19 protein-coding genes and 2 tRNA genes are annotated in these 23,991 nt (G+C 54.3%); 11 read left to right on the top strand and 10 right to left on the bottom strand.

What is annotated here, in order from left to right; all coding sequences use genetic code 11:
• Positions 1–593: 593 nt before the first annotated feature.
• The 3 genes from EJ361_RS23725 to EJ361_RS23735 form a co-directional block, all read right to left on the bottom strand.
• Positions 594–679 (bottom strand) — tRNA-Leu (locus EJ361_RS23725).
• A gap of 92 nt (positions 680–771) precedes the next feature.
• Positions 772–844: transfer RNA gene (locus EJ361_RS23730), tRNA-Gly, on the bottom strand.
• A gap of 76 nt (positions 845–920) precedes the next feature.
• The gene (locus EJ361_RS23735) at positions 921–1,751 is read right to left on the bottom strand and encodes a hypothetical protein (RefSeq protein WP_164714400.1); all 831 of its coding nucleotides are present in this window, start codon (positions 1,749–1,751) and stop codon (positions 921–923) included.
• 118 nt (positions 1,752–1,869) lie between these two features.
• On the opposite strand from EJ361_RS23735, the gene EJ361_RS23740 reads away from it, so the two are divergent.
• The 5 genes from EJ361_RS23740 to EJ361_RS23760 all read left to right on the top strand — a co-directional run bounded on the left by EJ361_RS23740 (position 1,870) and on the right by EJ361_RS23760 (position 5,941).
• Entirely contained in the window at positions 1,870–2,874 is a 1,005-nt protein-coding gene (locus EJ361_RS23740; RefSeq protein ID WP_164714401.1) for a DUF3667 domain-containing protein, read from the top strand.
• Between the two features lie 76 nt (positions 2,875–2,950).
• The gene (locus tag EJ361_RS23745; RefSeq protein WP_164714402.1) at positions 2,951–3,964 is read left to right on the top strand and encodes a DUF3667 domain-containing protein; all 1,014 of its coding nucleotides are present in this window, start codon (positions 2,951–2,953) and stop codon (positions 3,962–3,964) included.
• 21 nt (positions 3,965–3,985) lie between these two features.
• Positions 3,986–4,765 carry an enoyl-CoA hydratase-related protein gene (locus EJ361_RS23750; RefSeq protein WP_126249073.1) on the top strand — a complete coding sequence of 260 codons (780 nt, stop codon included), beginning with the start codon at positions 3,986–3,988 and terminating at the stop codon, positions 4,763–4,765.
• A gap of 20 nt (positions 4,766–4,785) precedes the next feature.
• Positions 4,786–5,415 carry a carbonate dehydratase gene (gene can / locus EJ361_RS23755; RefSeq protein ID WP_126249074.1) on the top strand — a complete coding sequence of 210 codons (630 nt, stop codon included), beginning with the start codon at positions 4,786–4,788 and terminating at the stop codon, positions 5,413–5,415.
• Between the two features lie 10 nt (positions 5,416–5,425).
• Positions 5,426–5,941, top strand: a complete 516-nt coding sequence (locus EJ361_RS23760; RefSeq protein WP_126249075.1) for a hypothetical protein — start codon at positions 5,426–5,428, stop codon at positions 5,939–5,941.
• Positions 5,942–5,986: 45 nt separating this feature from the next.
• Here the strand turns inward: EJ361_RS23760 and EJ361_RS23765 are convergent, their stop codons facing one another.
• The gene (locus EJ361_RS23765) at positions 5,987–8,230 is read right to left on the bottom strand and encodes a Tex family protein (protein WP_126249076.1); all 2,244 of its coding nucleotides are present in this window, start codon (positions 8,228–8,230) and stop codon (positions 5,987–5,989) included.
• A gap of 158 nt (positions 8,231–8,388) precedes the next feature.
• On the opposite strand from EJ361_RS23765, the gene mazG reads away from it, so the two are divergent.
• Positions 8,389–9,153 (top strand): nucleoside triphosphate pyrophosphohydrolase, encoded by a 765-nt coding sequence (mazG, locus tag EJ361_RS23770; RefSeq protein WP_126249077.1) that lies wholly within the window; start codon positions 8,389–8,391, stop codon positions 9,151–9,153.
• A 5-nt stretch (positions 9,154–9,158) separates the two neighbouring features.
• Positions 9,159–12,929, top strand: coding sequence for a sensor histidine kinase (locus tag EJ361_RS23775; protein WP_126249078.1), 3,771 nt, complete (start codon positions 9,159–9,161; stop codon positions 12,927–12,929).
• 137 nt (positions 12,930–13,066) lie between these two features.
• Here the strand turns inward: EJ361_RS23775 and plsX are convergent, their stop codons facing one another.
• Genes plsX through EJ361_RS23790 form a run of 3 tightly spaced genes read right to left on the bottom strand, consistent with a single transcriptional unit; the run spans position 13,067 to position 14,832 of the window.
• Positions 13,067–14,017, bottom strand: coding sequence for a phosphate acyltransferase PlsX (gene plsX / locus EJ361_RS23780; protein ID WP_126249079.1), 951 nt, complete (start codon positions 14,015–14,017; stop codon positions 13,067–13,069).
• A gap of 47 nt (positions 14,018–14,064) precedes the next feature.
• Complete coding sequence (gene rpmF, locus EJ361_RS23785; protein ID WP_109698752.1) at positions 14,065–14,259, bottom strand: 50S ribosomal protein L32; 195 nt, start codon at positions 14,257–14,259, stop codon at positions 14,065–14,067.
• Positions 14,260–14,292: 33 nt separating this feature from the next.
• Positions 14,293–14,832 carry a YceD family protein gene (locus EJ361_RS23790; protein WP_126249080.1) on the bottom strand — a complete coding sequence of 180 codons (540 nt, stop codon included), beginning with the start codon at positions 14,830–14,832 and terminating at the stop codon, positions 14,293–14,295.
• A gap of 233 nt (positions 14,833–15,065) precedes the next feature.
• On the opposite strand from EJ361_RS23790, the gene EJ361_RS23795 reads away from it, so the two are divergent.
• Positions 15,066–17,501, top strand: coding sequence for a PAS domain-containing hybrid sensor histidine kinase/response regulator (locus EJ361_RS23795; RefSeq protein ID WP_164714403.1), 2,436 nt, complete (start codon positions 15,066–15,068; stop codon positions 17,499–17,501).
• Here EJ361_RS23795 and EJ361_RS23800 read toward each other — a convergent pair.
• Positions 17,498–18,385, bottom strand: coding sequence for a fructosamine kinase family protein (locus tag EJ361_RS23800; protein ID WP_126249082.1), 888 nt, complete (start codon positions 18,383–18,385; stop codon positions 17,498–17,500). The genes EJ361_RS23795 and EJ361_RS23800 overlap by 4 nt on opposite strands.
• A 23-nt stretch (positions 18,386–18,408) precedes the next feature.
• Here EJ361_RS23800 and EJ361_RS23805 point away from each other — a divergent pair, with 23 nt between their 5' ends.
• Positions 18,409–19,488 (top strand): DUF3810 domain-containing protein, encoded by a 1,080-nt coding sequence (locus tag EJ361_RS23805; RefSeq protein WP_126249083.1) that lies wholly within the window; start codon positions 18,409–18,411, stop codon positions 19,486–19,488.
• A gap of 216 nt (positions 19,489–19,704) precedes the next feature.
• Here EJ361_RS23805 and EJ361_RS23810 read toward each other — a convergent pair whose 3' ends face one another.
• Positions 19,705–20,652 (bottom strand): arginase, encoded by a 948-nt coding sequence (locus tag EJ361_RS23810; protein ID WP_126249084.1) that lies wholly within the window; start codon positions 20,650–20,652, stop codon positions 19,705–19,707.
• Between the two features lie 34 nt (positions 20,653–20,686).
• Entirely contained in the window at positions 20,687–21,826 is a 1,140-nt protein-coding gene (locus tag EJ361_RS23815; RefSeq protein WP_126249085.1) for an acyl-CoA dehydrogenase, read from the bottom strand.
• Between the two features lie 204 nt (positions 21,827–22,030).
• On the opposite strand from EJ361_RS23815, the gene EJ361_RS23820 reads away from it, so the two are divergent.
• Both EJ361_RS23820 and EJ361_RS23825 read left to right on the top strand, forming a co-directional pair.
• Positions 22,031–22,702 carry a YggS family pyridoxal phosphate-dependent enzyme gene (locus EJ361_RS23820; protein WP_126249086.1) on the top strand — a complete coding sequence of 224 codons (672 nt, stop codon included), beginning with the start codon at positions 22,031–22,033 and terminating at the stop codon, positions 22,700–22,702.
• A 10-nt stretch (positions 22,703–22,712) separates the two neighbouring features.
• Entirely contained in the window at positions 22,713–23,942 is a 1,230-nt protein-coding gene (locus EJ361_RS23825; protein WP_240646720.1) for a TlpA disulfide reductase family protein, read from the top strand.
• Positions 23,943–23,991: the final 49 nt, after the last annotated feature.

A 23,991-nucleotide genomic window follows, 5' to 3' on the forward strand; every position in this document is an offset into this window, starting at 1 on the left:
AGCTTTCCCTCTCTCCCGGTACACTTTTCTCGGAAAAATGGTGGTTATGGGAGGAAAATGGCACTTAAACACCAATCTTCCTTGCGTCGATGACAGTAAAGAAGCCCGTTATTTGTTGAGCTTTTATCATTTGCAATCTCATAGCATTTTAACATCCCTTTGGTAACGCGGCAGGGATCGCTTTGTTGGATCTATTGAACTACGGATTTTGGCCTATGAAAGTTGCTGCGGCATGCGTGTCCGAAAATGCGCCGATCGTGGATTTGATGGTGTAACTGGAATGGCTAAACGATGATGAGTTGTTGCGCAAGCTGATAGAGTAAGTTGAAGCCGTCATTAATTTTGGCTGGATGAGCTTTTCACTGATCAGGGGGAGAAGGCAGCAGGAAGTATCGCTATTCAGTTGTGCGCCGGGATGAGACGTTTCCTGGTTTATATCGGTTGGCGGAGTTTTGGAAGGCAGAAGTCGGCTGAATGCGCAAATGGGTAAATAAGGGAGCAGTATATAAAGCGGGAGTGAGGAAGTTCAAAAATGGCGCATAAAAAAAACCGTTGCTAGTCTATTGTCTTTCAAATAGTTGCAACGGCTTTCGTACCCCAGACGGGAATCGAACCCGTACTCGCCTTTCGGCAAATTGGATTTTAAGTCCAACGCGTCTACCAGTTCCGCCACCAGGGTATCCTTATCTGTAAATGTAAAGAAACATCCACAAATATCTGTAAACAAAAATTCCAAACCGCTTTGCAACAGTTTGGAACTTTTGATCTCTGAGCGGAAGACCGGGCTCGAACCGGCCACCCCGACCTTGGCAAGGTCGTGCTCTACCAAATGAGCTACTTCCGCAGTGGTTATTTTTATAAGAACTTTTTTCGTTGGGATTGCAAAGATAGGAATTGTTTTAATTCTGCAAAATCTTTTTTCAATTTTCTGCGAATTCATATTTGTAAGCGATCCGTCCGAGCAGCTCTAACCCTTTGCCATAGCAGTCTTCACGCAACGGTAATCCTTTCGCGTCGTACGCGTATTTCCAGATGAGGTAGTCGCCCGTCTCCACCGTCACCACCGTCATCGCCGCCAGTTTTCCGTCGGCGCCGTATTCGAAAGTGTAATCGGGCAACATTCTTTTGCGGGAAGGATAATAGCGCAGTACGTCCGTCAAACGGCCTGCCGCATCGTAGTTGTAATAGATGCGCTGGCGGCCGGGCTCCATTTCTTCCGTTACCCGTCCTGCACTATCCGTTTTAAACACCACGATCACCGAATCGGGGCCGCCTTTCTTCAGCACCATCCGCTGCAACCTGCCCGTGGAATCGTATTCGTAGCGATGGCGTTCCTGGGTGCGGAACTTGTCTTCCCGCCCGCGAACGACCGATTCCACTTCTGCCAGGAGCCCCTGTTCCGTATAGCGGTATTGAACGGTGGTAATGGCGTGGTCGGTACTGTCTACCGTCCGCGTCAGCCGGCCATTGCCGGCAAAGGTGCTCGTCAATACGGACCGGCCGCTGTTGCGGCTCTGTGTCACTGCTTTGAGCTTCTGGTAGGGGGGCTGGGTGGTGCGCACGCAGATGAAATCGTTGTCGGTTTCCTGGTTGGCATCCAGCGAGCGGACGATCTGGCCCGTCACCTTATTGGCTTTGAACTGCGCCATGGTAGCGGCCGTCTGGCCCGTGCTGATGACGTCCTGGTAATAATGTTGCCCGCGGGCGGCGCCGAGGGCAAGGGTAAGGCATATGGTAGTAAGGATGCGCATATCTCGATGGTCTGTGTTCGCAAATGTACAAACGTTCGCGGCTTTGCAAAACGTATGTCTGGCAGATAAAATCAAATTGGTTATATTTAACATACTTTAACCTGACTTCAAACCTATCGTGAAAACGCAACACCTCCGGCAGGAAAAGTCCTGCCTCAACTGCGGCCACCCCGTGCCGGACCGTTACTGCGGCCATTGCGGCCAGGAGAACGTGGAAACCCAGGAGTCTTTCGGGCACCTGGTCAGCCATTTTTTCCAGGACATCACGCATTACGATTCCAAATTCCTCCTCACCCTCAAATTCCTCTTTTTCTACCCCGGCCTGCTCACAAAGGAATACCTGGCCGGAAAAAGGATGACATACGTGAATCCCGTCAGGCTGTACGTTTTCACTTCTTTCGTATTCTTCCTCATGATGGGCCTCACAGGCCGGCACGATAATCCGTATGAGCGCACGATGGAGGTGGAACAACGGCGGAAACTGGACTCGATGTACCAGGTGTCGCAACGCTTGTTCAAATCGGTCGAAGAGGGGAAAGTGCCGGCTAAAGACACGTTCAAGGTGCGCACGCAGGCCGAGATACTCCGCATCATGGGCGACGAATCCATCCGCAATTCCGCCCACCTGTACGATTCCGTCCAGCAATCGCTCCCGCCGCATCTGAGGGAACCCTGGTGGGAACGGAATATGCAGTCGCGCGTGCTCGAAATGCGCGACCGTTATGGCGGAAATATGGATAATGTGCTGGAAGACAAGCTGGTCCATCACTACCCCAAGCTCATGTTCCTGCTGCTGCCGTTCTTCGCGCTGTTATTGAAGTGGTTTTTCCCCCGCAAAGGCTGGCTGTACACAAGCCATGCCATCTTTTCCATCCATTTCCACACATTTATTTTCCAGTTCGGCATCCTCTGCATCCTGCTGAACCTGCTGATCCACAACGATGCACTGTACGCCTGGATGATCCTCCCGGTATACCTGTATTTTGTTTTCGCACTGCGCAACGCTTACCAGGTCCGCCTTTCTACGGCCTTCTGGAAATCGCTGGGGATCGTGACGGCGTATGCGCTGGGCACAGCGCTGGTGGGGCTCGCTTTCATCGTCCTGATGTTCGCTATTTCGTAGGGGCGGGAGGGAAAGGTATCGGGGAATGGTCATTTTGTCTATCTTTGACACCGCCTTAACCTGTCTCAGCTTACACGTGAAAACACAACACCTTCGGCAGGACAAAACCTGTCTTAACTGCGGGCACGAAGTGCCGGACCGATTTTGTGGCCATTGCGGCCAGGAAAACGTGGACACCAAGGAGTCTTTCGGGCACCTGGCCGGCCATTTTTTCCAGGACATCACGCACTATGATTCCAAACTCCTCCTCACGCTCAAATATCTCTTCTTTTACCCCGGAAAGGTAACGAAGGAATATATCGCGGGGAAGCGGCAGATGTTCGTGAACCCCATCCGCCTGTACGTTTTCACTTCGTTCGTGTTCTTCCTGCTCGCAGCGATGACTACCAGCCATCACGATCCCTACGCCCGGGAGAATTCGCTTGAAAAATCGACCCAGAAAGCCGTTTTCGGCGGACTGGTCAATACTGCGGAGAAGATACGCGGCAGGCTCGATTCCGGAAAAATTGCACCGGAAGACACGGCCAAAGCCATCGCCGACGCCAATGCGCTGGAGCTTATCGGGCAGGATTCGCTGGTGAATGCGGCGCATGTTTACGATTCCCTGCAAAACACCTTCCCCGGAGAACAACGCGATAACTGGGTCAAACGCAAAACTATCATCCGCTTTCTACAGCTGCGCGACAAATACGGCGCCAACGTGGGGTATGCCATCCAGGATAAATTCCTCCACAGCTATCCCAAACTGTTCTTCCTCCTGCTGCCGTTTTTCGCGCTGTTGCTGAGCTGGTTCTTCCGCCGGAAAGACCTCGTCTACGGCGATCATGCCATCTTCTCCATCCACATGCACACGGTCGTTTTCATGCTGGGGATCCTCGCCATGCTGATCGGGATGCCTTTCCACGGATTCGATTACTACGGATGGCTGGTGCTGCTCATCTTCATTTACCTCGTATTATCGCTGCGCAACACCTACCAGGTTTCCTTCGGTAAAGCGCTGGTCAAATCCATTGGTGTGCTGATAGCGTATGCTTTAGGCTCGGCGATTGTGTTATTGTTATTCCTTTTCTTTATTTTAGCAATTACATAATCAGCTCAAAATCATACACCAATGTCCCCCGAATTCATCATCGTTTCGCCGCAGGAGCGGCCACATATCGCGTACGTGCAACTGAACCGGCCGAAAGAACTGAACGCGCTCAACCTCCAGCTCATGCAGGAATTGCGCGATGCGCTCCAGCAGCTGGATGCCGACGAAACCGTCCGCTGCATCGTGCTGGGCGGCAACGAAAAAGCCTTCGCAGCAGGGGCCGATATCAAACAGATGGCGGGCCGCACGGCGATCGATATGTATAATGTGGACCAGTTCACCATCTGGGACGGCATCAAAAAAGTGCGCACGCCCATTATCGCCGCCGTCAGCGGTTTTGCACTGGGAGGCGGTTGCGAACTGGCCATGCTTTGCGATATGATCGTAGCCAGCGAATCGGCGAAATTCGGCCAGCCGGAAATCAAGATCGGCGTGATGCCCGGCGCCGGCGGCACACAGCGCCTCACCCGCGCCGTAGGCAAAGCGCTGGCGATGGAAATGGTTTTGACGGGAAAGTTCATTTCCGCAACGGAAGCCCTGCAAGCCGGCCTCATCAACCGCATCGCACCGGTAGAACTATACCTGGAAGAAGCCTTCCGCCTCGCGGCCGAAGTGGCGAAGCAAAGTCCGCTGGCCGTGAAAATGGCCAAGGAATCCGTGCTCCGCGCGTTCGACAGCACCCTGGAAGAAGGCCTGCATTTCGAACGGAAGAATTTTTACCTCCTCTTCGCGTCGGACGACCAGAAAGAGGGCATGAAGGCTTTCATGGAAAAAAGAGAGCCCGTGTTCACAGGCAAATAACCATATAAAAACAAACGAGTATGCAACCATTTGAAGAATTACTGAAAAACAACCGGGAATGGGCCGCGAAAATGGTGGAACAGGACAAGGATTTCTTCCGCCGCCTGCAAGACCAGCAAGCCCCCAAATTCCTCTGGATCGGTTGTTCCGACAGCCGCGTGCCCGCAGACCGGATCACCAACACCGAGCCGGGCGAGATCTTCGTGCACCGTAACGTGGCGAATATGGTCGTGCATACCGATATGAACCTGCTCACCGTGCTCGAATACGCCGTGAAAGTGCTGGAAGTGGAACACATCCTCGTGGTAGGCCACTACGGCTGCGGCGGGGTAAAAGCGGCCATGGGCAACCAGAACCTCGGCATCATCAACCCCTGGCTGAAGCATATCAAAGACGTATACCGTTTTAATAAAGCCGAGATCGATTCGCTGGAAGGGATCGACCAGCAGGTAGACCGCCTCATCGAACTGAATGTGAAAGAGCAGGTGATGAACCTCGCCAAAACGATCACCGTCCAGGAAGCGTGGCACAAACATAAAAGGCCTTACCTGCACGGTTGGGTGTATGGGTTGAAAGACGGCCTCATCAATCCCGTGTTCGACATGGACCCCGGCACGCATATTGATCCGCTGTACGAGTACAACCTCTAAAGCGCAGCATATGAAGTACGGATTCCTCCTGGCGGCAACCCTCGTGGCAGCCTGCCAGTCGCAACAACCGGAAGAAAGCGGGCCGCACACGCCCGATTCCGTGGTCATGACACCCACCGATACGATGATCACCCTCACAGACACCGCTGTGATCCCCGCGCTGGTGGAGTCCTGGAAAGCGTTCGAGCAATACAACGGGAAATATGCGGCAGACGTAAAGCTGCTCATGAAACAACCGTTGAAGGAGCGCCTGAAAGCCATGCTGGGAGCGGAAGAAAAGGATTTCGTAGTCCGCTACGGCACTGCGCCGCCCATCGAAGTCGAAAACGGCGTGCTGTTCAACGAAGGTTGCAAACCGCATAACTGTTCCGTTGAAGAAGCCGCGATCGCCATCGATATGAAGAAAGACGTGATCTACATCGGCATCGCGCGGAACAAGGTAGTGAAGCTGTACGGGGAAAGAGGCGATTCCGCTTACCCGGAAAAGCTCCTGCAATGGATGATGAAATTCGAGTCAGTACCATAAAAAAAGCCCGGTAACGTTCGTTACCGGGCTTGTATTTCGATGTAATTACTTGAATTTGGTTTTCAGCGCCGCCAGTTTGGCCTGAAAATCGTTCAAAGGCTCTTCCTTCGCGGGTTTGCGTTGTTCACGGCGCTGTCCGCCGCCACCGCCCTGCTGGGGGGCGCTGCTGTCTTTCATCGACAGCGAGATGCGTTTACGCGCGATGTCTACCTCCAATACCGTCACCGTTACTTTCTGGTTGAGTTTCACGGCTTCGTTGGGGTTGCTGATGAACTTGTTGCTGAGGTGCGAAATATGCACGAGGCCGTCCTGTTTCACGCCGATGTCTACGAAGGCGCCGAAGGCGGTGATGTTGGTCACCACGCCGGGGAGCGTCATGCCGGGCTTCACGTCGTCCATCGATTTGATGCCTTCCGCGTATTCGAAGATGGCGATCTCGTCGCGCGGGTCGCGACTGGGCTTGGCGAGCTCCTTGAGGATGTCTTCCACGGTCAGCTGGCCAACTTCTTCGGTGATGAATTCCTTGATATTGATTTTCTTGCGGAGATCGTCTTTCCCGATCAGTTCCGCCACGGTGCATTGCTGTTTGGCGGCGATGGCTTCCACGAGGGCGTAGCGTTCGGGGTGAACGGCCGAGTTATCGAGCGGGTTGTCGCCGTTCTCGATGCGGAGGAAGCCGGCGCACTGTTCGAAGGCTTTGTCGCCCAGGCGGCTCACTTTTTTCAGTTCCTGCCGGTTTTTGAAAGCGCCGTTCTCTTTGCGGTATTTCACGATGTTTTCCGCCAGGGAGGGGCCGAGGCCGGAGATATAGGCGAGCAGGTGTTTGGACGCGGTATTGAGGTTTACGCCCACGTTGTTCACGCAGCTTACGACCACGCGGTCGAGGCTTTGTTTCAGGTGGCTCTGGTTTACGTCGTGCTGGTATTGCCCTACGCCGATGGCTTTCGGGTCGATCTTCACCAGTTCGGCGAGGGGATCGATGAGCCTGCGGCCGATGGATACGGCGCCGCGAACGGTAACGTCGTGGTCGGGGAATTCTTCACGGGCTACTTCGGAAGCGGAGTACACCGATGCGCCGCTTTCGTTTACCATGAATACGTTCACCTTTTTACCAAAATCGAGTTTTTTGATGAATTCTTCGGTTTCGCGGCCTGCGGTACCATTGCCAACGGCGATGGCGGCGGCGTCGTATTTCTTCACCCAGCTCTTCAGCAGCTGTTCGGCCGCTTCGGATTTGTAGTTCTTTTCGAGGGGGAAGATGACGTCGTTATCGAGGAGGTTGCCCTGGTTGTCGAGCGCAACGGTCTTGCAGCCGGTGCGGTACCCAGGGTCCACGGCGATCACGGCTTTGGGGCCGAGCGGCGCGGCGAGGAGCAATTGCCGGAGGTTTTCGGCGAATACCTCGATCGCTTCGGTGTCGGCCTTTTCCTTGGCGCCGGAGCGGGATTCGTTTTCCAGCGAGGGGCGGAGGAGGCGTTTGTACGCGTCGTCTGCCGCTTTGGCGACCTGCTGCGAAGCGGGGCCGTTGCCGGTCACGAATTGCTTGTGCACGATGCTTTTGGCCTCTTCTTCATCCGGCGCGATGTTGCCGAACAGGATACCTTCGGCCTCGGCGCGCAGGATGGCCAGCACACGGTGGGAGGGGATGGAGGTCAGTTCTTCGTTGAACTCGAAGTAGTCCTTGTATTTCACGCCTTCCGTTTCCTTGCCTTCGATCACTTTGGAGCTGAACTTGGCCGTATGGGTGAAGAGCTTGCGGAGTTTGTCGCGCAGCTCTGCGTTTTCGTTGATCCTTTCTGCGATAATGTCCCGCGCGCCCTTGAGCGCCTCTTCCGTACTGGCTACCTGTTCGTTGAGGAAAGCTTTGGCGGCTTCGTCCACATCGCCGTCCTGCTGTAACAGGAGCGTTTCCGCGAGGGGTTCCAGCCCTTTCTCGATGGCCTGGGTGGCGCGGGTCTTGCGCTTGGGTTTATAAGGGAGATAGATGTCTTCCAGCTCCGCGAGCATCCAGGTGGCATTGATCTTCTCCTCCAGTTCCGGCGTCAGTTTGCCCTGCTCGGCGATGGTCTTGAGAATGGTGGCCCGGCGGTCGTCCACTTCCTGGTAGCGTTTGCCAAGATCCTCTATCTTTCCGATCTGCACCTCGTCCAGACTGCCCGTCTGCTCTTTCCGGTAACGGCTGATGAAGGGAACGGTCGAGCCCTCTGAAAGAAGGAGCATGGTTTTCTCAGCCTGCCCCATCGAAATGTTCAGTTCGGCAGAAATGAGCGCCACGTGTTTCGGATTCATATCTTACGTTTTGTGATTTTTCTAAGGCCGCAAATCTAAAGAAATTGCCTGTTCAACCAAGAAAAAGAAATTAACACCACCGCCCCCCGCCAGCCCCCAAATCCGTATTTTCCATTATTTTTCCGTTTCTTAGCAGCGGAACATTCATATTTAAGATTATGCAGCCGGACCAAGCTTTTAACAGATTATTGCAGATTATGGACGACCTGCGGGAGAAATGCCCGTGGGACAGGAAGCAGACCATGCTGACATTGCGGCAGCTGTCTATCGAAGAACTGTATGAACTGGCCGATGCCATTACCGACGAAGACTATAAAGGCATTCAGGAGGAATTGGGCGACCTGCTTCTCCATATCGTGTTTTACGCCAAAATCGGTGCCGAAAAGCAGCAATTCAACATCACCGACGTCATCAACGGCGTTTGCGAGAAGCTCATCACCCGCCATCCGCATATTTACGGCGATGTGAAAGTGGAAAATGAGGACGAAGTGAAGCAGAACTGGGAAAAGCTGAAGATGCGGGAAGGGAAGGAATCCGTGCTCAGCGGCGTTCCCCGCAGCCTGCCCGCGCTCGTGAAGGCGATGCGGCTGCAGGACAAGGCCCGCCAGGTAGGTTTCGAATGGGAAAACCGCGAACAGGTTTGGGCGAAGGTGGAAGAAGAAACCGCCGAGCTCATGGAAACCGTGGCAGCCAACGATAAAGACCGCATGGAAGCCGAATTCGGCGACCTGATGTTCGCCCTGGTCAATTATAGCCGCTTCCTGGGGATCGACGCCGAAAACGCCCTGGAGCGCACGAACAAGAAATTCATCCGCCGGTTCCGCGGCATGGAAGAAATGGCCGGCGCCCAGGGCCGGAAACTCACCGATATGGACCTCGCCGAAATGGACGGCCTCTGGAATAAAATCAAGGAAGGCGAATAACAGACATGCTGGATATCAAGGAAATACGGCTATTCTTCCTGCGGAACGGCTACCTGCTCATCATCGCGGCCTGGCTGTTCACTTTCGCGTTCCTGTTCAATAACTACTGGAGCTACTATTCCTCCCCACACGGCGTCCAGCGCAGCCTGGAAAGCGATATCCGCAGTCGGCAGACCGATTTCCGGGAACTGACGGCAGACACGGCCATCGTCAACAGCCTCTTCCGCGGCGATTACAGCCGCCAAACCCTCGAACAGACCTACAGCGAAAGCTACCACCTGTTCGCCTACGACTCCGCCGACACGCGGATGCACCTCGTTTTCTGGAGCACCAACACCGTGGAGCCCCCCGCCCCCGAAGCCACCCGGCCCGGGGCGAGCTTCCGCAAAATGGCCAACGGCTGGTACGTAGTCCTCAACCACCGCGTAGCCCCGGGGAAATGGCTGGTAGGGCTGCTCCCCGTCAAAGAGGAATACGCCATCAACAACGATTACCTCGGCGCATCGTTCTACGGAAGGCCCGCCATCGGCCCGGAATATACCATCCAGCCCAAACCGCCCGGCCTTCCCGTGGCAGATATGGACAAGAACATCCTGTTCTTCCTCCATTACGACCCCAACAAATCGGAAGCCGCTCCCAGCCTGGCGAGCGTGCTGCTGCTCACATTGGGCGTCATCTGCGTATTCATCTTCATCAATCTCTTCGCGTCCCTCATGGCGCGGAAACTCACGCCCATCTACGGGTTCCTGTTCCTGTTCGTGGTCGTGCTGTCGTTCCGGGTAATTACGTATCTATATCCCTTCCCGATAGACCTGGGCACGCTGAACCTCTTCCAGCCCACGATCTACGCGAAAGACGATGTGTTCAAATCCCTGGGCGACCTTTCCCTCAACGTATTGTTCACGTTCTGGCTCATCCTGTTCTTCCGCCAGCATGTGCGCACCATCCACCCGCCCGTACTTCGGAAAAAGTGGCAGGGATGGGTCATCATCGGGGCCGCGGGGCTGGGCATGTTCATCGCAGGGCAATTCCTGCTCGATCTCATCCGAAGCCTCGTGATCGACTCCAAGATATCGTACGACGTCACCAACTTCTTTTCCCTCAACGAATACAGCGTGATCGGCAGTATGAGCCTCGGTTTCATCGCCATCAGCTTCCTGTTCTTCTCCCAGATCGTCAACTACCTGCTCAACCAGCTCACCGATTTCCAGTATAAAACGAAATACATTTCCCTGGCGCTGGTGGGGCTCATCTGGCTCGCGTTCCGATACAACCTGCCGGACTTCAGCGCGTCGGTAGTGCTGATGCTTTGGCTGCTGGCTTACGTGGCGATCCTCGACTGGCTGGAGAACCGCTTCAGCAACGCTTCTGCATCGCTGCCGTTCATTATGTGGATGCTCATGATGACCGTCACCACTTCGGCGGTACTCGTTTACTATAACAACCAGAAAGAGCTGGGCACGCGCATGCGCGTCGCCGAAAACCTCTCCAAACAGCGCGATCCGTATATGGAAACGCTGCTCAACGACGCGGGCGACCGCCTCGCCAAAGACCCCGAAGCCCAGGCGTTCTTCCGCCAGCCCACCCGCGAAGGCCGCCGCAAACTGGATGCCTTGCTGCGCGAGAAATACTTCGCCCGGTATTTAAACCGTTTCAACGTTCTTTTCTATACCTACGACGCCGAAGGCGAAATCCTCTACAACAACGAAGGCGTGCCGTTCAACGATCTGCAGAACCGTATCATGGGCAACACGCTGTCACATGTTTTGGGAGAAGACCTCTATTACGACGAGCGCAGCTTCCGCGATTACAGCTACATCGGGAAGAAAGAATATATCGGGGGAGACGGGCCGATGGGATACCTTTTCTTTGAAGTCCGCTCGGAGCCCGAGATCGCGCAGCAGGACAGGTTGTATCCCGAACTCCTCATCGACGGCAACCGCCTCGACGGGCAGGAGAATACCGACCAGTATTCCTGGGCGGTGTACGACAAAATGCTGCTGGTCACCAATCATGGCAGTTTCCCGTTCAAAACCCGTCTCGGTGCGGCGGAAACGCCCGTTACGGACGTGGCGTACGAGGATGACGACGGGTACTCGCTGCTGTATTACAAAGCGTCGAAAGACAAGCTGGTGATGGTGGTGAAGAAAACGCGGATATTCCTGGAATTCATCACGCTGTTCGCTTATATGTTCTGCCTCTTTTTGCTGATCATAGCGATTTACAGCCTGGTGGATTTGCTGGTGAGGGCGCGGCTCCAGGTTTCCAACCTGCGGACGATGCTCAATTTCAGCATCCGGACCAAAGTGCAGACCACGATCATCTTCGCCGTGGCGTTTTCGTTCCTGGCGCTGGGGCTCGCTACCATCCTGTTTTTCATCAACCGGTACCGGGCGGAGAATGCGCAGAAGCTCAGCGAAACGGTACAGAGCATCGGGAAAGACATGGAGGAAGTGTTTTACAACCATCGTCAGTTCGACGAAATGGGCATGATCTACGATTCCATTTTCTCTTCCCGGTTATCGGTAGCCGTGGGGGATATTGCGCGGGAACATAATGTAGACATCAATATTTACGATACCGGCGGCCGGCTCCAGCTCACTACGCAGCCGCTGATGATCGAGAAGGGGTTGTTGAGCCCGGGGATCAATCCCATGGCGTATTACGAGCTTGCGCAGCGCAACCGGATACAGTTCATCCAGGAAGAAAAGATCGGGCGGATGGGGTACATCAGCAGTTATGTGCCCATGCGCAGCCAGGGGGAAGTGTTCGCGTACCTGAACGTGCCCTACTTCGCCACGGAAAACGAATTGCGGCAGCAGATCTCCACCTTCCTGGTGGCGCTGATCACGATCAACGCATTCATCTTTTTGATGGCAGGCATCCTCGTGCTGCTGATCTCCAATACCATCACCAAATCCTTCTCCCTCATCACCGAAAAACTGCGCAGCGTGAACCTCGGCCAGCACAACGAAGCCATCACCTGGGATAACAACGACGAGATCGGGCTGCTGGTGAACGAATACAACAAGATGGTGCAGAAGCTGGAAGTGAGCGCCGCCATGCTGGCCAAAAGCGAGCGGGAGGGCGCCTGGCGCGAAATGGCCCGGCAGGTGGCCCACGAGATCAAGAACCCGCTCACGCCCATGAAGCTCAGCATCCAGTACCTGCAACGCGCCATCGCCAACGATTCGCCCGATGTAAAGGCGCTCTCGCGCAACGTGGCCAACACGCTGGTGGAGCAGATCGAGCACCTCAGCAATATCGCGTCCGACTTCGCGGCGTTCGCCCATATCACGAAAGTGAACAACGAAGTGTTCTCGCTCAGCGAAGTGCTGCAATCGCTCACGTCGCTGTACATGAGCAGCCCGGAATGCCATATTTACTTCGGCCGGCAGGATCAACCATACCTCATCGACGCCGATAAAACGCAGATCAACCGCGTGTTCACGAACCTGTTGCAAAACGCCATCCAGGCCATCCCGGAAGGGCAGGAGGGGCACGTGGCCATCAGTATGCGGGAGGAAGGTCCGCATTGGGTGGTGGTGGAAGTGATCGACAATGGTGCCGGCATCACGGCGGAAGCGCAGGAGAAGATCTTCGTGCCCAACTTCACGACCAAATCTTCCGGCACCGGGCTGGGCCTGGCGATGAGCAAGAATATCGTGGAGCAGGCCGGGGGCGAGATATGGTTCAAAACCTCCTTGGGCATGGGGACCACTTTCTTCGTAAGGCTGCCTTTGGTGGCCGACCAGCAAAACGTGCCGTACGCATAATTCCTGCATCCGCACAACTGCGGCATTTCCTGCGGCACCCGCTGCATCCCCTTCCGATGTTCAGCAGGTAGAAAACAAAAAGGGCCAACCCATCGGGCGGCCCTTCGAATATTTTCTGGATTCCTGTTGGTGGCGAACTACGCTTCGGGAGTAACCACGAAGCTTTCGCGGATTCTTTCCAGGAGTTTGGTCTGGATCATCTGTTCCGCGAGCACGATCATGTTGGAGAAAGCGCGTTCGCCGGAGATGCCGTGGCCGATGATAACGGGTTCGGACACACCGAGAACAGGCGTACCGCCATATTGCTCGAAGTCGAAACGGTCGAGGTAATCGTCCTTGATATTGCGCCTCACGGCGATGTCATGGAACGATTCTGCCAGTTTCAGTACCACGTTGCCGGTGAAACCTTCGCAAACGATCACGTCTGCGGTGTTTTTGAAGACATCGCGGCCTTCTACGTTGCCGACGAAATTGACAAGGGAATTTTCTTTGAGGAGGGGATAGGTGGCCTGCGCGAGGAGGTTGCCTTTGCCTTCTTCTTCACCGAGGTTGAGGAGGCCTACTTTCGGTTTGTCTTTCCCCAGGATGTATTTGGAATACAGTGATCCGAGAATGGCGAACTGAACGAGGTTCTCGGGTTTGCAATCGGCGTTGATGCCCACATCCAGCAGGAGGCCGGTGGAACCGTCTTCCCGGGGAAGGATGGTGGAGATGGTGGGCCGTTGGATACCTTCGATGACCTTAATGGAATAAATGGCGCCTACCATCATGGCCCCGGTGTTGCCGGCGCTGATGAAAGCGTCAATCTTTTTGTTTTGAAGGAGGTGAAAGCCGATAGAGATGGAAGAATGCGGCTTTTCTTTCAGCGCCTTGGTAGGATGTTCATTCATCCCGATTACCTGGGATGAATGAACAACGGTATATCTTGACTGGTCTAACGCTGCTTCTGTGAGGAGGGGTGTTAAGGCCTGCTCATCACCAATCAACATCAGATGTGCATCAGATGCTTTGCTTAAAAATAACTTAACTCCTTTTACTGCTTCTGCGGGGGCATAGTCGCCACCCATCATATCAAGCCCGATTCTCATGAACTGTGTTTTGTCTGTGTGCTCGGGGGTAAAATTAGTAAAAATTATTATTTAGCAGCAGCTTGTTTTTCCAAAACAACTTTTCCTTTGTAGAACAGTTTGTTCTCTACCCAATGAGCACGGTGTCTCAGGTGCACTTCGCCGGTAGCGCTGTCGGTGCTTAAAGTTTCAGCAAATGCCTTGTAATGAGTTCTTCTCTTAGCTGATCTTTGTTGCGAATGTCTGCGTTTAGGATTCGGCATCTTATTTAATTTTTAAAATTGAATACGTAGTGGTTAATTATCTCTGAACTTTTCCAATCCTTTCCAGATCGGGTTGGTCTGCTGATCGCCCTGTTGTTTCATTTTTTCCAACATCTCGAGGACTTTCGGATCGCACCCGCTTTTCCCGCTGGCATCATCCGGATGGATGCGCTGCATGGGAATGGCCAGGTTGATGAACTCGTAAATGAAGTCGGCCACGTTCAAATGGCTTTCCGTACGGCTGATATAGGTCACGTCCGGATCTTCGTCTGCGTTCATCTCCTCCGGGTTGTCCACCAGTTTGATCACCTGGTTGAAATCGTCCCAGAGCTGGAGCTCGAAAGGCTGCCCGCATCTGTCGCACGTCACCGTCAATTTACCCCCCACTTCAAACTTCAGCAGGAAAAATCCCGCTTTCTTGTCTAATTGAAGGTTGACAGTGGCGTGACAATTCGTGAAGTCCGGCTCGGTACCGAGCTTCTCGAAAAAACTGTCGTCGATCTGATATTGGAATGTATGCACCCCGGGCGTCAGACCTACAAATGCTATGTCAAATTCGCGGAGATGCTTCATATCAAAATCCTCCCTTTTAGAGGGATGCAAAGGTAAACAAATATTTCCAAAAGCAAAAATTTCATACTTTTGTTGATGCACAGGCCCTATTTATATATCAAATTATATAAAAATGTCAGATATTTACAGTTAGCTAGTTGCATCAAATTTTACTAACTTCATTTGCGCTCCGCATCAACATCTTTTGCTAATGCCTCATGAAATCCTACAGTTCCCCCTATTCCCCAGATGATATGTCACAAAAAGGCAGAATAGGCCGGAAACAGCCACCGAACTCACTTACCATAGCCCCGCCCAACATCGGGGAGACCCCCTCCATCTTCGCACTTTCCATCGCCGTTTTCCTCCGCAGCACCAACGCCGGCGTGCTCGTCACCGATGAACGCCACCGGTTTGTATGGGGGAACGACCAGTTCATGGACTTTTTCCAGGCCGGGAAATACAAAGGTAACCAACTCGACCAGACATTCCGGGCCATGATCGCCTATTTTACGCCGCAAGTCTACGATGCTGAAGCATTTGAGTTGAAAATGAAAGAGTTACGGAAGAAGCGGAAACCCTACTTCGGATGGGAACTCCCGTTCCGCAACGGCAAAATCTACGAAATCAGCTACATCCCCGTGTACGACGGCCCCCGTTTCGCAGGCAGCATCTGGCAGATCGTGGACGTAACCCGCCACCGGCAGGCCGATGAAGAACTCCGCCGCGTCGACGAAAAATACCGCGTCATCCTCGACAACCTCAACGCCGCCCTCTGCGAAACCGACCTCGAAGGCAATATCGTAAAGGTATACGACAGCTTTTGCCGCCTCTCCGGCTACAGCGAAGAAGAATTGATAGGTAATAATATCACAGACATCTTTGTGCCGGAAGAAAACCGCGAGTACGCCCGCAACCTGCGGCGCTACCGGGTAGAAAAGAAAGTGGCCTTATTATATGATATGGAAATCGTGCTGAAGGATGGCACCCGGAAATGGGTCATCGCCAGCTCGGGGAACATTTACGACCGCGACGGGAAAGCCATCGGCGGAGTAGGCATTCATATGGACATCACCCCCCAGAAACAGCTCCAGCGCGAGCTGGAACTGGCCAAACATGCCGCCGAAGAAGCCCAGCGCACGCAAAAGGAGTTCCTCGCCAACATGAGCCACGAGATCAGGACGCCCCTCAACGCCATCATCGGCATGGCGCACCTCCTGGAAGAAACGGCACTGAACGATGAACAAAAGGAATACATCAAGATACTCAAGCATTCCTCCGGCATCCTCCACGGCCTCATCACCGACATCCTCGACATTTCGAAGATCGAGGCCGGTAAACAGGAAGTGCACCCCCGGGAATTCGACCTCCGCGAGCTCGTGCAGAGCATGAAACATACCTTCCAGATGAAACTGGGACAGCGGCCCATCCAGGTGACGCTGGAGCTGGACAAGCGAATCGATTCCCTGCTGATCGGGGACGACATGCTGTTGAACCAGATCCTCATGAATTTGTTAGGTAATGCGGAAAAATTCACGAAAGAGGGGGAAATTGCCATCAAAGTGCAGTTGGAAGATCTCCAGGGCAACGCGCTCTGGATCCGGTTCCAGGTTTGTGACACGGGGATCGGCATCCAGGCAGACAAGCTCGAACTGATCTTCCAGAACTACAAACAGGCGGAGAAAGACATCCGCGAGCGATATGGCGGCACCGGCCTCGGCCTGGCCATCGCCAAGCAACTGGTGGAGCTCCAGGGCGGGCGCATTTCCGTGGACAAGGGAGGAGAATACAACACTTGTTTTACCTTTACGCTCCCGTTCATCGACACCCGGCGGCCATTGGCGAGGCCGGGCGGACAGGACGCGGAGAACAAATACGCCCGGATCGATTTCGGACAGGCCAGGGTGCTGGTTGTGGAAGACAATCCCATGAACCTCAAATACATCCTCAGCCTGCTCGAAAAATACAAAATCAACCACCAGCTGGCCACCAACGGACCGGACGCGCTGTATTTCCTGGAGTCGCGGCAGTTCGACCTCGTGCTGATGGATATCCGGATACCGGGGATGGACGGCTTTGAGCTGGCACGCAAGATCCGGGAAGACGAAACGCGGCCCAACGTGGCCACGCCCGTGATCGCCACCACGGCCACCGCCATGCCGAGCACGCTGGCGCTGGCAAGGAACATCGGCATCACGGAGATTTTGACCAAGCCTTATACGCCAGACCAGTTATTGCAGGTGCTCAACAAGTACCTGAACGAAGACGAAACCGAAATCATTATGGAAGTGCAAAATATAAGCGGATACGAATTCAACCCGTCTCTGGACGTAAAATACCTGAACACGCTTTACGAAAGCAACATCGGGTACGCCATCGACCTGTTCGACATATACGTGCTCACCATTCGTGAAGAACTCGCAAAGATCCGGAAAGTGGCGGATGCGGGCGATTGGGACACGCTCCGGTTCCAGGTCCATAAGATCAAGCCCAACTTCTCCATGGTGGGGCTTACCTGGATCACCACCAAGCTGGAAACCATGGAAAACCTCATGCGCAACAACGAAAGCCTCGATACGTTGCCCGCCTTGCTGGGAGAGATCGTGGAAGAGGTGAACGGTTTCTTCCCCATCATCGAAAAAGAATTGCAGAAAATGCAGGCCTTCATGGCCGGCGGCGGCCAGCTCTAGTTGAACTGCTCCAGCGCGTCCTTCACATCGGAATAATAACTTCCGCCGAAAAGGTTGAGATGCACCAGTAGCGGGTATAACTGGCAAAGCGGCAACCGCTCCTGCCAGCCCTGCTCCAGCGGGTGGATGGCCTGGTAGGTATAATAGAAACGGGTATCGAACCCGCCGAACAGGCGCGTCATGGCCATGTCCATCTCCCGGTGCCCGTAATAGACGGCCGGGTCGAAGATGCAGGCGCGGCCGCCGGTAGACACGAGGAAATTGCCGCTCCAGAGATCGCCGTGCAGCAGTGCGGGCGGTTCTTCAGGGAACAGTTCGGGCAGCCGGCGGCAAACGCTTTCCAGCCGTTGCATGAGGGAGCTGTCGAGCCGGTGCGAATCGTACGCCATTTTCGCCAGCGGCAGGAGCCGGTTCATGGCATAGAAAACGGCCCAGCTGGAATAAGGTGTGTTGTATTGTTTGATGGAGCCGATGTAGTTGGAAGCGGGCAGCCCGAACCAGGGGCTTGTTTGCTGGTGGAGCCTCGCCACCGAAGCCGCGAAATTCTCCCAGAAATCAGGCGCCGCGGCGCCTTTCTCCACAAATTCAGTGACCAGGAAAGCACGGTTGCCGATGGCGCCGCTGCAAACAGGGCGGGGAACGGAAATCACTTCCGCCTGGCGCAACTCTTCCAGTCCGCACAATTCCCGCGCAAACATTTCAGGATGTCTTACCGCATCGTTCAGTTTAAGGAAATACCGGCCCTGCGACGTATCCATGCGAAAAGTTTCGTTGATGTCTCCCCCGTGTATCCGCTCTGCGTGAATTATCTGTAATTTCACGGATAGTTGCAGGTGCCTGGTGAGGGACTTTTCAAGTTCCTGTTGAATGGTAAAGTCTAACATGTTCCTTTCTGCTTACACTAAAAATGGAAAAAGAATACCGGTTCGGAAAACCACTGATATCAATAGCCGTTGGGCTGACGTGCATCGTCCTGCTGAGCTGGGCGGTCTCTTCGGACGGGTGGCTGGCAGGGATCTACTTTCATAGGTGGTACGATTTCATCAGTACCCTGTTAAGAAAATTGTTCGGCCGATTCACGGGCAGCATAGGCGATGTAATTTACTGCGTTTGGGTTATAATCGGCATTATTTTTTTGCTAACAATGATCTGGCGGCTCTTTACCGGCCGGTGGAAAGCGTTGGGATACGGGCTCCTCAAAGCCGCGGCCGCCTGCTGCTGGCTGTATTTCACCTTTCTGCTGTTCTGGGGCGCTCATTATCAGCGCACCAGCATGGTGAAAGACCTCGGCTTCTCCGTACAGCCGTACACGAAAGCCGACCTGTACCTCCTGGCCGATACGCTCGTTCGCCTCACCAACCGCGACCGCGCGGAACTGGACGCACTGCCCGCTCCGCCCGACACAGCGCCGCGCAACGTGTTCGCCGACGCGGCGAAGGCGTATGATCTGCTGTCGGGAGACTTGCCCGAACTGCGGTACACCCCGCCATCCGTGAAAAAATCCATGTTCGGGAAATACCTTAATTATCTTGGGGTAACGGGCTACCTGAACCCCTTCACCAACGAAGCCCAGGTGAATGTAACGGTCCCGGCTTTCCAGGTCCCGTTCGTAACCTGCCACGAAATCGCACACCAGGTGGGTTTTGCGCCGGAAGAAGACGCCAATTTCGTAGGGTACCTGGCCGCAAGCCGGTATCCCGACCCGCGGTTCCGGTATGCCGCGAATTTTGAAATGCTGTTGTATACCGTACGGCGGCTTGCACGGCGAGACCCGCCGCTGTCGCGCCTCGTTTGGAACAGGACGCATCCCGGCATACGCGCGGACGCGCAGCGGATCATGGATTTTTACAAGCAGTTCGAAGGTCCGATAGACGATTACTCCACCGTTTTTTACGATTCCTACCTCAAAGCCAACAACCAGCGCCACGGTATCCGGAGCTACAGTGAAGTGGTAGGCTGGCTCATGTCGTATTACCGGATCAGGTGAACGGCGCGGCAGCGGCGCTTCCATGGATCCGGTAATCGTATGTGATCGCGGTAGCCGAGCCCGGTATGGTCGCGAAATTACCGTTGTAACCATGCCTGCCGAAATCAGCCTCCACCGGCAACCCGTATTGATAGTACGACTGCAGGAAGATGGAATTTGTTCACGCTGTAATCCCTGTCGGGGAACTGCCATTCAGGCATTGCCGCCGCCATGGTATCAGTTCATCATGAGCACGTTCACGCTGCGCTGGAGGATGTTGAAAGCGATTTCGGCCATGAGGTTTTCGCGGTCGAGGGTGGGATTTACTTCCGTGATCTCGAAACAGCAGATTTTGCGGTGCTGCATGAACTTGGAGATGAGATCTTCCGCTTCGCGCTCGCGGAGGCCGTTGCTCACGGGGGTCCCGGTGCCGCGGGAAATGGAGGCGTCGAGACTGTCCACGTCAAACGAAACGTAGATGTACTCGCAATCGTGGAGATAGCGGAACACGCTCCTGGCCACGGCTTCGGCACCTTTTCGGCGCACTTCGTTGGTGGTGATCACTTTCATGCCGTATTTGCGGATGAGGTGGTCTTCTTCCTTTTCGTAATCGCGCAGGGAGATGAAAACGATATCTTCCGGGAGCACTTTCGGGGCGATTTTGCCGATGTTTTTCAGCGCGCCCCAGAGTTTCACGGTGTTGTCGTCTACTTCATGCACTTTATTCTCGATATTATCTTCCGCGATGGATGCGGCGAGCGGCATGCCGTGCATATTGCCCGAGGGGGTGGTATATGGCGTGTGAAGATCGGCGTGCGCATCGATCCAGATCACGCCCAGCTTGGCTTTGGGCCTTGCGAGCTTGAGGCCGGCGATGGTGGCGCCAGCGGTGCTGTGATCGCCGGAGAGCACAACGGGGAACCAGTTTGCCTTCACGGTATCGCAAACAGATTTGCTGACCCGTTCATACATGTTGATGGTGCCTTTGATACGCTTGGCGTAAGGGGATTCGATCGGTTCGAACAGTAATTTATTTTCCGTCTCGATTTCTTCCGTGGGGAAGTGGACGAAAAAGTTGCTCATGAAATCGAGTGCTGCAATCTTGATCGCGTCTACTCCCAGGCTGGCACCGCGGGTGCCTGCGCCGATTTCGGATTTGACTTCAATGATCTTGATGTTTTTCATACATTGTTTTGGTGTGGGCCGCTGAAGCGGGAAATCAGCCGAGGATGGTCCGGCCGATCACGATGCGCTGTACTTCAGACGTGCCTTCATAGATCTGTGTAATTTTCGCGTCGCGCATGAGGCGCTCTACGTGGTATTCTTTCACGTAACCGTAACCACCGTGTACCTGAACGGCCTCTGTAGCCACCCACATGGCGGTTTCGGAGGCGAACACCTTGGCCATGGAGCCGCTGAGGGTATAGTCGAGACGGTTATCCTTTTCCCATGCTGCGCGGAGGCAAAGGAGGCGGGCGGCTTCGATCTTCGTGGCCATGTCTGCCAGTTTGAACTGGATGGCCTGGTGCTGGGAAATCTCCTTGCCGAAGGCTTTCCTTTCCTTACTGTATTTCAGGGCCAGTTCGAACGCGCCGCTGGCGATCCCCAAAGCCTGGGAAGCTATGCCGATACGGCCGCCGCCGAGCGTTTTCATGGCGAACTTGAACCCGAACCCGTCTTCCCCGATCCGGTTTTCTTTCGGCACCTTCACGTCCTGGAACATCACGCTGTGCGTATCGCTCCCGCGGATGCCGAGTTTATTTTCCTTCGCGCCCAGCGAAATGCCGGGCGAATTTTTTTCTACGATGAGGCAGTTGATGCCTTTGCTGCCCAGCTCCGGATGCGTTTGCACCATCACGAGATATACGCTGGCGGAATTAGCGTTCGTGATCCAGTTCTTGGTACCGTTCACCAGGTAATGATCGCCCTTGTCTTCCCCGATGGTCCGCTGTGAAGTAGCGTCAGACCCCGCTTCCGGCTCACTGAGCAAAAATGCGCCGATGATCTCGCCTTTGGCCAGCGGCACGAGGTATTTTCTTTTCTGTTCTTCCGTTCCGTAAGTTTCCAGTCCCCAGCAAACCAGGGAGTTATTCACGCTCATCACCACGGAGGTGCTCGCGTCGATCTTCGAAATCTCTTCCATCGCCAGCACGTACGAAACCGTGTCAAGCCCCGCACCACCGTACTCGGGGCTCACCATCATGCCCAGAAACCCAAGCTCACCCAACTTTTTGACCTGCTCCACAGGGAATTTCTGCTGCTCGTCGCGCTCGATAACGCCCGGCAGCAATTCATTCACCGCAAAGTCCCTCGCCGCTTTCTGTATCATCAGATGTTCTTCTGTTAACTGAAAATGCATGTCAATTGAATTTTTGATAGTTGATAGGTGCTTACAAACCTATTTTAAATTAGGCATTCAAAAAAATCAGTGCAACAGAATTAAATGCCATCCCGATTTTCCCCCGGATCGTTGAATAATTTAACAAAAACTCCCCCCGTTTATTGGGGAAATCCTAAACCAACTTGTCTGCATGTCAGAAAAGTCTATTATTTTTGTAGGATGATGGCTGTGAATCTAACCAACTACCGCCACGTGCAGGAAAAGCTCCAACCCTTTCATGCACAGCTGGTAGCCGTATCAAAAACCAAACCTGCCGGATCTATCCAGGCCCTGTATGATGCCGGCCAGCGGATATTCGGCGAAAACTACGTACAGGAAATGGTGGAAAAGGAAGGCCTTCTCCCCAAAGACATTCAATGGCACTTCATCGGCCATCTCCAATCCAACAAGGTGAAATACATCGCTCCGTTCGTGAGCATGATCCATGGGGTCGACAGTCTTAAACTGCTCCAGGAAATCAATAAACAGGCCGCCAAAAACGGCCGGGTGATCGATTGCCTGCTACAGGTACATATCGCTACCGAAGAAACGAAGTTCGGATTGAACGGAGAAGAGCTGAACGCACTGCTCGAAAACGCCGCCGGCTTGCCCAACGTTCGCATCGCAGGGCTCATGGGCATGGCGAGCAACACCGGCGACCTCACCCAGGTAAGGCGCGAGTTCCGCCAGCTGAAAGCATTGCAGGTTGCGGTGACAGAACGGTTTTTCAAGGGAACGGACGCCTTCCGCGAACTGTCTATGGGCATGAGCGGAGATTTCGAAATAGCCTTGGAAGAAGGCAGCACGCTCGTCCGCATCGGCAGCCTGCTCTTCGGCGCCAGGAATTATGCATAAAAACCGGAACATGAAAAGGATATTATTGATAGCCGCCGTTGCGTTCAGCGCCTGCACGCCCACCAGGCAGGCGGGCCTCACCAAAGGGCCCTGGCAGGCGCAACTGAACCGCGCAGACGGCGGACAGATCGTCTTCAACTTCGAGGTGGCCGACAGCGCCGGTTCGCAGATCATTTACGTAACCAATGCAGGAGAAAGGATGCGCGTAGACGAAGTGAACATGGAAGGCGATTCCGTTTTCATCCGCATGCCGTTTTTCGATTCGGAATTCAAAGCCGCGGTACACCTGAACGGCAGCCTGAAAGGGAAATGGATACGCCACCTGGCAGATAAGGACGTAGACATCGATTTCTACGCACAGCCCGGGAAATCCGACCGGTTCGCCGTTACGAAACCCGCCACCCGGAACGTTTCCGGCCGCTGGCCCACCTGGTTTTACGAAGAGCCGGGGAAAGACAGTTCTTTCGCCATCGGCGAGTTCTCGCAACAGGGCAGCCAGGTGACCGGCACGTTCCTCACTCCGTCGGGCGATTACCGTTACCTCCAGGGCGTGGTGGACGGCGATTCCCTCAAACTGTCTACGTTCGACGGCTCGCACGCTTACCTGTTTACCGCGCATATCGAAAACGACTCCACGCTCAGCGGAGGCCTGTTCCTGGCAGGTATCACCGCCAGGCAGCAGTTCAGCGCGCGGAAAGACAGCTCTGCCCGCCTGCAGGACGCTACCACGCTCAATACCGTGAAAACACCCGGCGCAACGCTCGACTTCAGATTCCCCGACCTCGACGGCAAGCCCGTATCCATACAGGACGAGCGCTTCAGGAACAAAGCCGTGATCGTTCAGATTTCAGGATCGTGGTGCCCCAATTGCATGGACGAAACCGCGTACCTGAGCGATTGGTATAAAAACAATAAGGACAGGGGCGTGGAGATCGTGATGCTGGCATACGAGCGCACGACCGACTTCGAGAAATCGAAGAAAGCCGCGGAAGGTTTCGCGAAGCGGTTCGACGTCACCTGGCCCGTGCTCATTACCGGCGTAACGCCTTCCGATCCGCAGAAAACGGAGAAGACGCTGCCGCAGCTGACGGGGCTGAAAGGCTTCCCGACTACCATTTACCTCGACCGGAGCGGCAAGGTGGTGGAGGTGCATACCGGGTTTAACGGTCCGGGTACGGGGGCGCATTACGAAACGTATAAAAAGGAATTCAATGCATTGATGGACAGGTTGTTGGATTGATGCTACCTGCACGATAAAAAAAAGGGGCTGTCTCGATAGTAACATGAGA

This window comes from Chitinophaga rhizosphaerae, from assembly GCF_003958645.1.
GTDB lineage: Bacteria > Bacteroidota > Bacteroidia > Chitinophagales > Chitinophagaceae > Chitinophaga > Chitinophaga rhizosphaerae.

Excerpts from the sequence above, each read along its gene's own strand:
- EJ361_RS23805 (WP_126249083.1), top strand. The coding sequence starts at position 18,409 with ATGGAAAAAGAATACCGGTTCGGAAAACCACTGATATCAATAGCCGTT.
- EJ361_RS23825 (WP_240646720.1), top strand. The coding sequence starts at position 22,713 with ATGAAAAGGATATTATTGATAGCCGCCGTTGCGTTCAGCGCCTGCACG.
- EJ361_RS23795 (WP_164714403.1), top strand. The coding sequence starts at position 15,066 with ATGTCACAAAAAGGCAGAATAGGCCGGAAACAGCCACCGAACTCACTT.
- EJ361_RS23750 (WP_126249073.1), top strand. The coding sequence starts at position 3,986 with ATGTCCCCCGAATTCATCATCGTTTCGCCGCAGGAGCGGCCACATATC.
- EJ361_RS23810 (WP_126249084.1), bottom strand. The coding sequence starts at position 20,652 with ATGAAAAACATCAAGATCATTGAAGTCAAATCCGAAATCGGCGCAGGC.
- EJ361_RS23790 (WP_126249080.1), bottom strand. The coding sequence starts at position 14,832 with ATGAAGCATCTCCGCGAATTTGACATAGCATTTGTAGGTCTGACGCCC.
- mazG (WP_126249077.1), top strand. The coding sequence starts at position 8,389 with ATGCAGCCGGACCAAGCTTTTAACAGATTATTGCAGATTATGGACGAC.
- EJ361_RS23775 (WP_126249078.1), top strand. The coding sequence starts at position 9,159 with ATGCTGGATATCAAGGAAATACGGCTATTCTTCCTGCGGAACGGCTAC.
- EJ361_RS23800 (WP_126249082.1), bottom strand. The coding sequence starts at position 18,385 with ATGTTAGACTTTACCATTCAACAGGAACTTGAAAAGTCCCTCACCAGG.
- EJ361_RS23820 (WP_126249086.1), top strand. The coding sequence starts at position 22,031 with ATGGCTGTGAATCTAACCAACTACCGCCACGTGCAGGAAAAGCTCCAA.
- EJ361_RS23760 (WP_126249075.1), top strand. The coding sequence starts at position 5,426 with ATGAAGTACGGATTCCTCCTGGCGGCAACCCTCGTGGCAGCCTGCCAG.
- EJ361_RS23735 (WP_164714400.1), bottom strand. The coding sequence starts at position 1,751 with ATGCGCATCCTTACTACCATATGCCTTACCCTTGCCCTCGGCGCCGCC.
- rpmF (WP_109698752.1), bottom strand. The coding sequence starts at position 14,259 with ATGCCGAATCCTAAACGCAGACATTCGCAACAAAGATCAGCTAAGAGA.
- can (WP_126249074.1), top strand. The coding sequence starts at position 4,786 with ATGCAACCATTTGAAGAATTACTGAAAAACAACCGGGAATGGGCCGCG.
- EJ361_RS23815 (WP_126249085.1), bottom strand. The coding sequence starts at position 21,826 with ATGCATTTTCAGTTAACAGAAGAACATCTGATGATACAGAAAGCGGCG.
- EJ361_RS23765 (WP_126249076.1), bottom strand. The coding sequence starts at position 8,230 with ATGAATCCGAAACACGTGGCGCTCATTTCTGCCGAACTGAACATTTCG.
- plsX (WP_126249079.1), bottom strand. The coding sequence starts at position 14,017 with ATGAGAATCGGGCTTGATATGATGGGTGGCGACTATGCCCCCGCAGAA.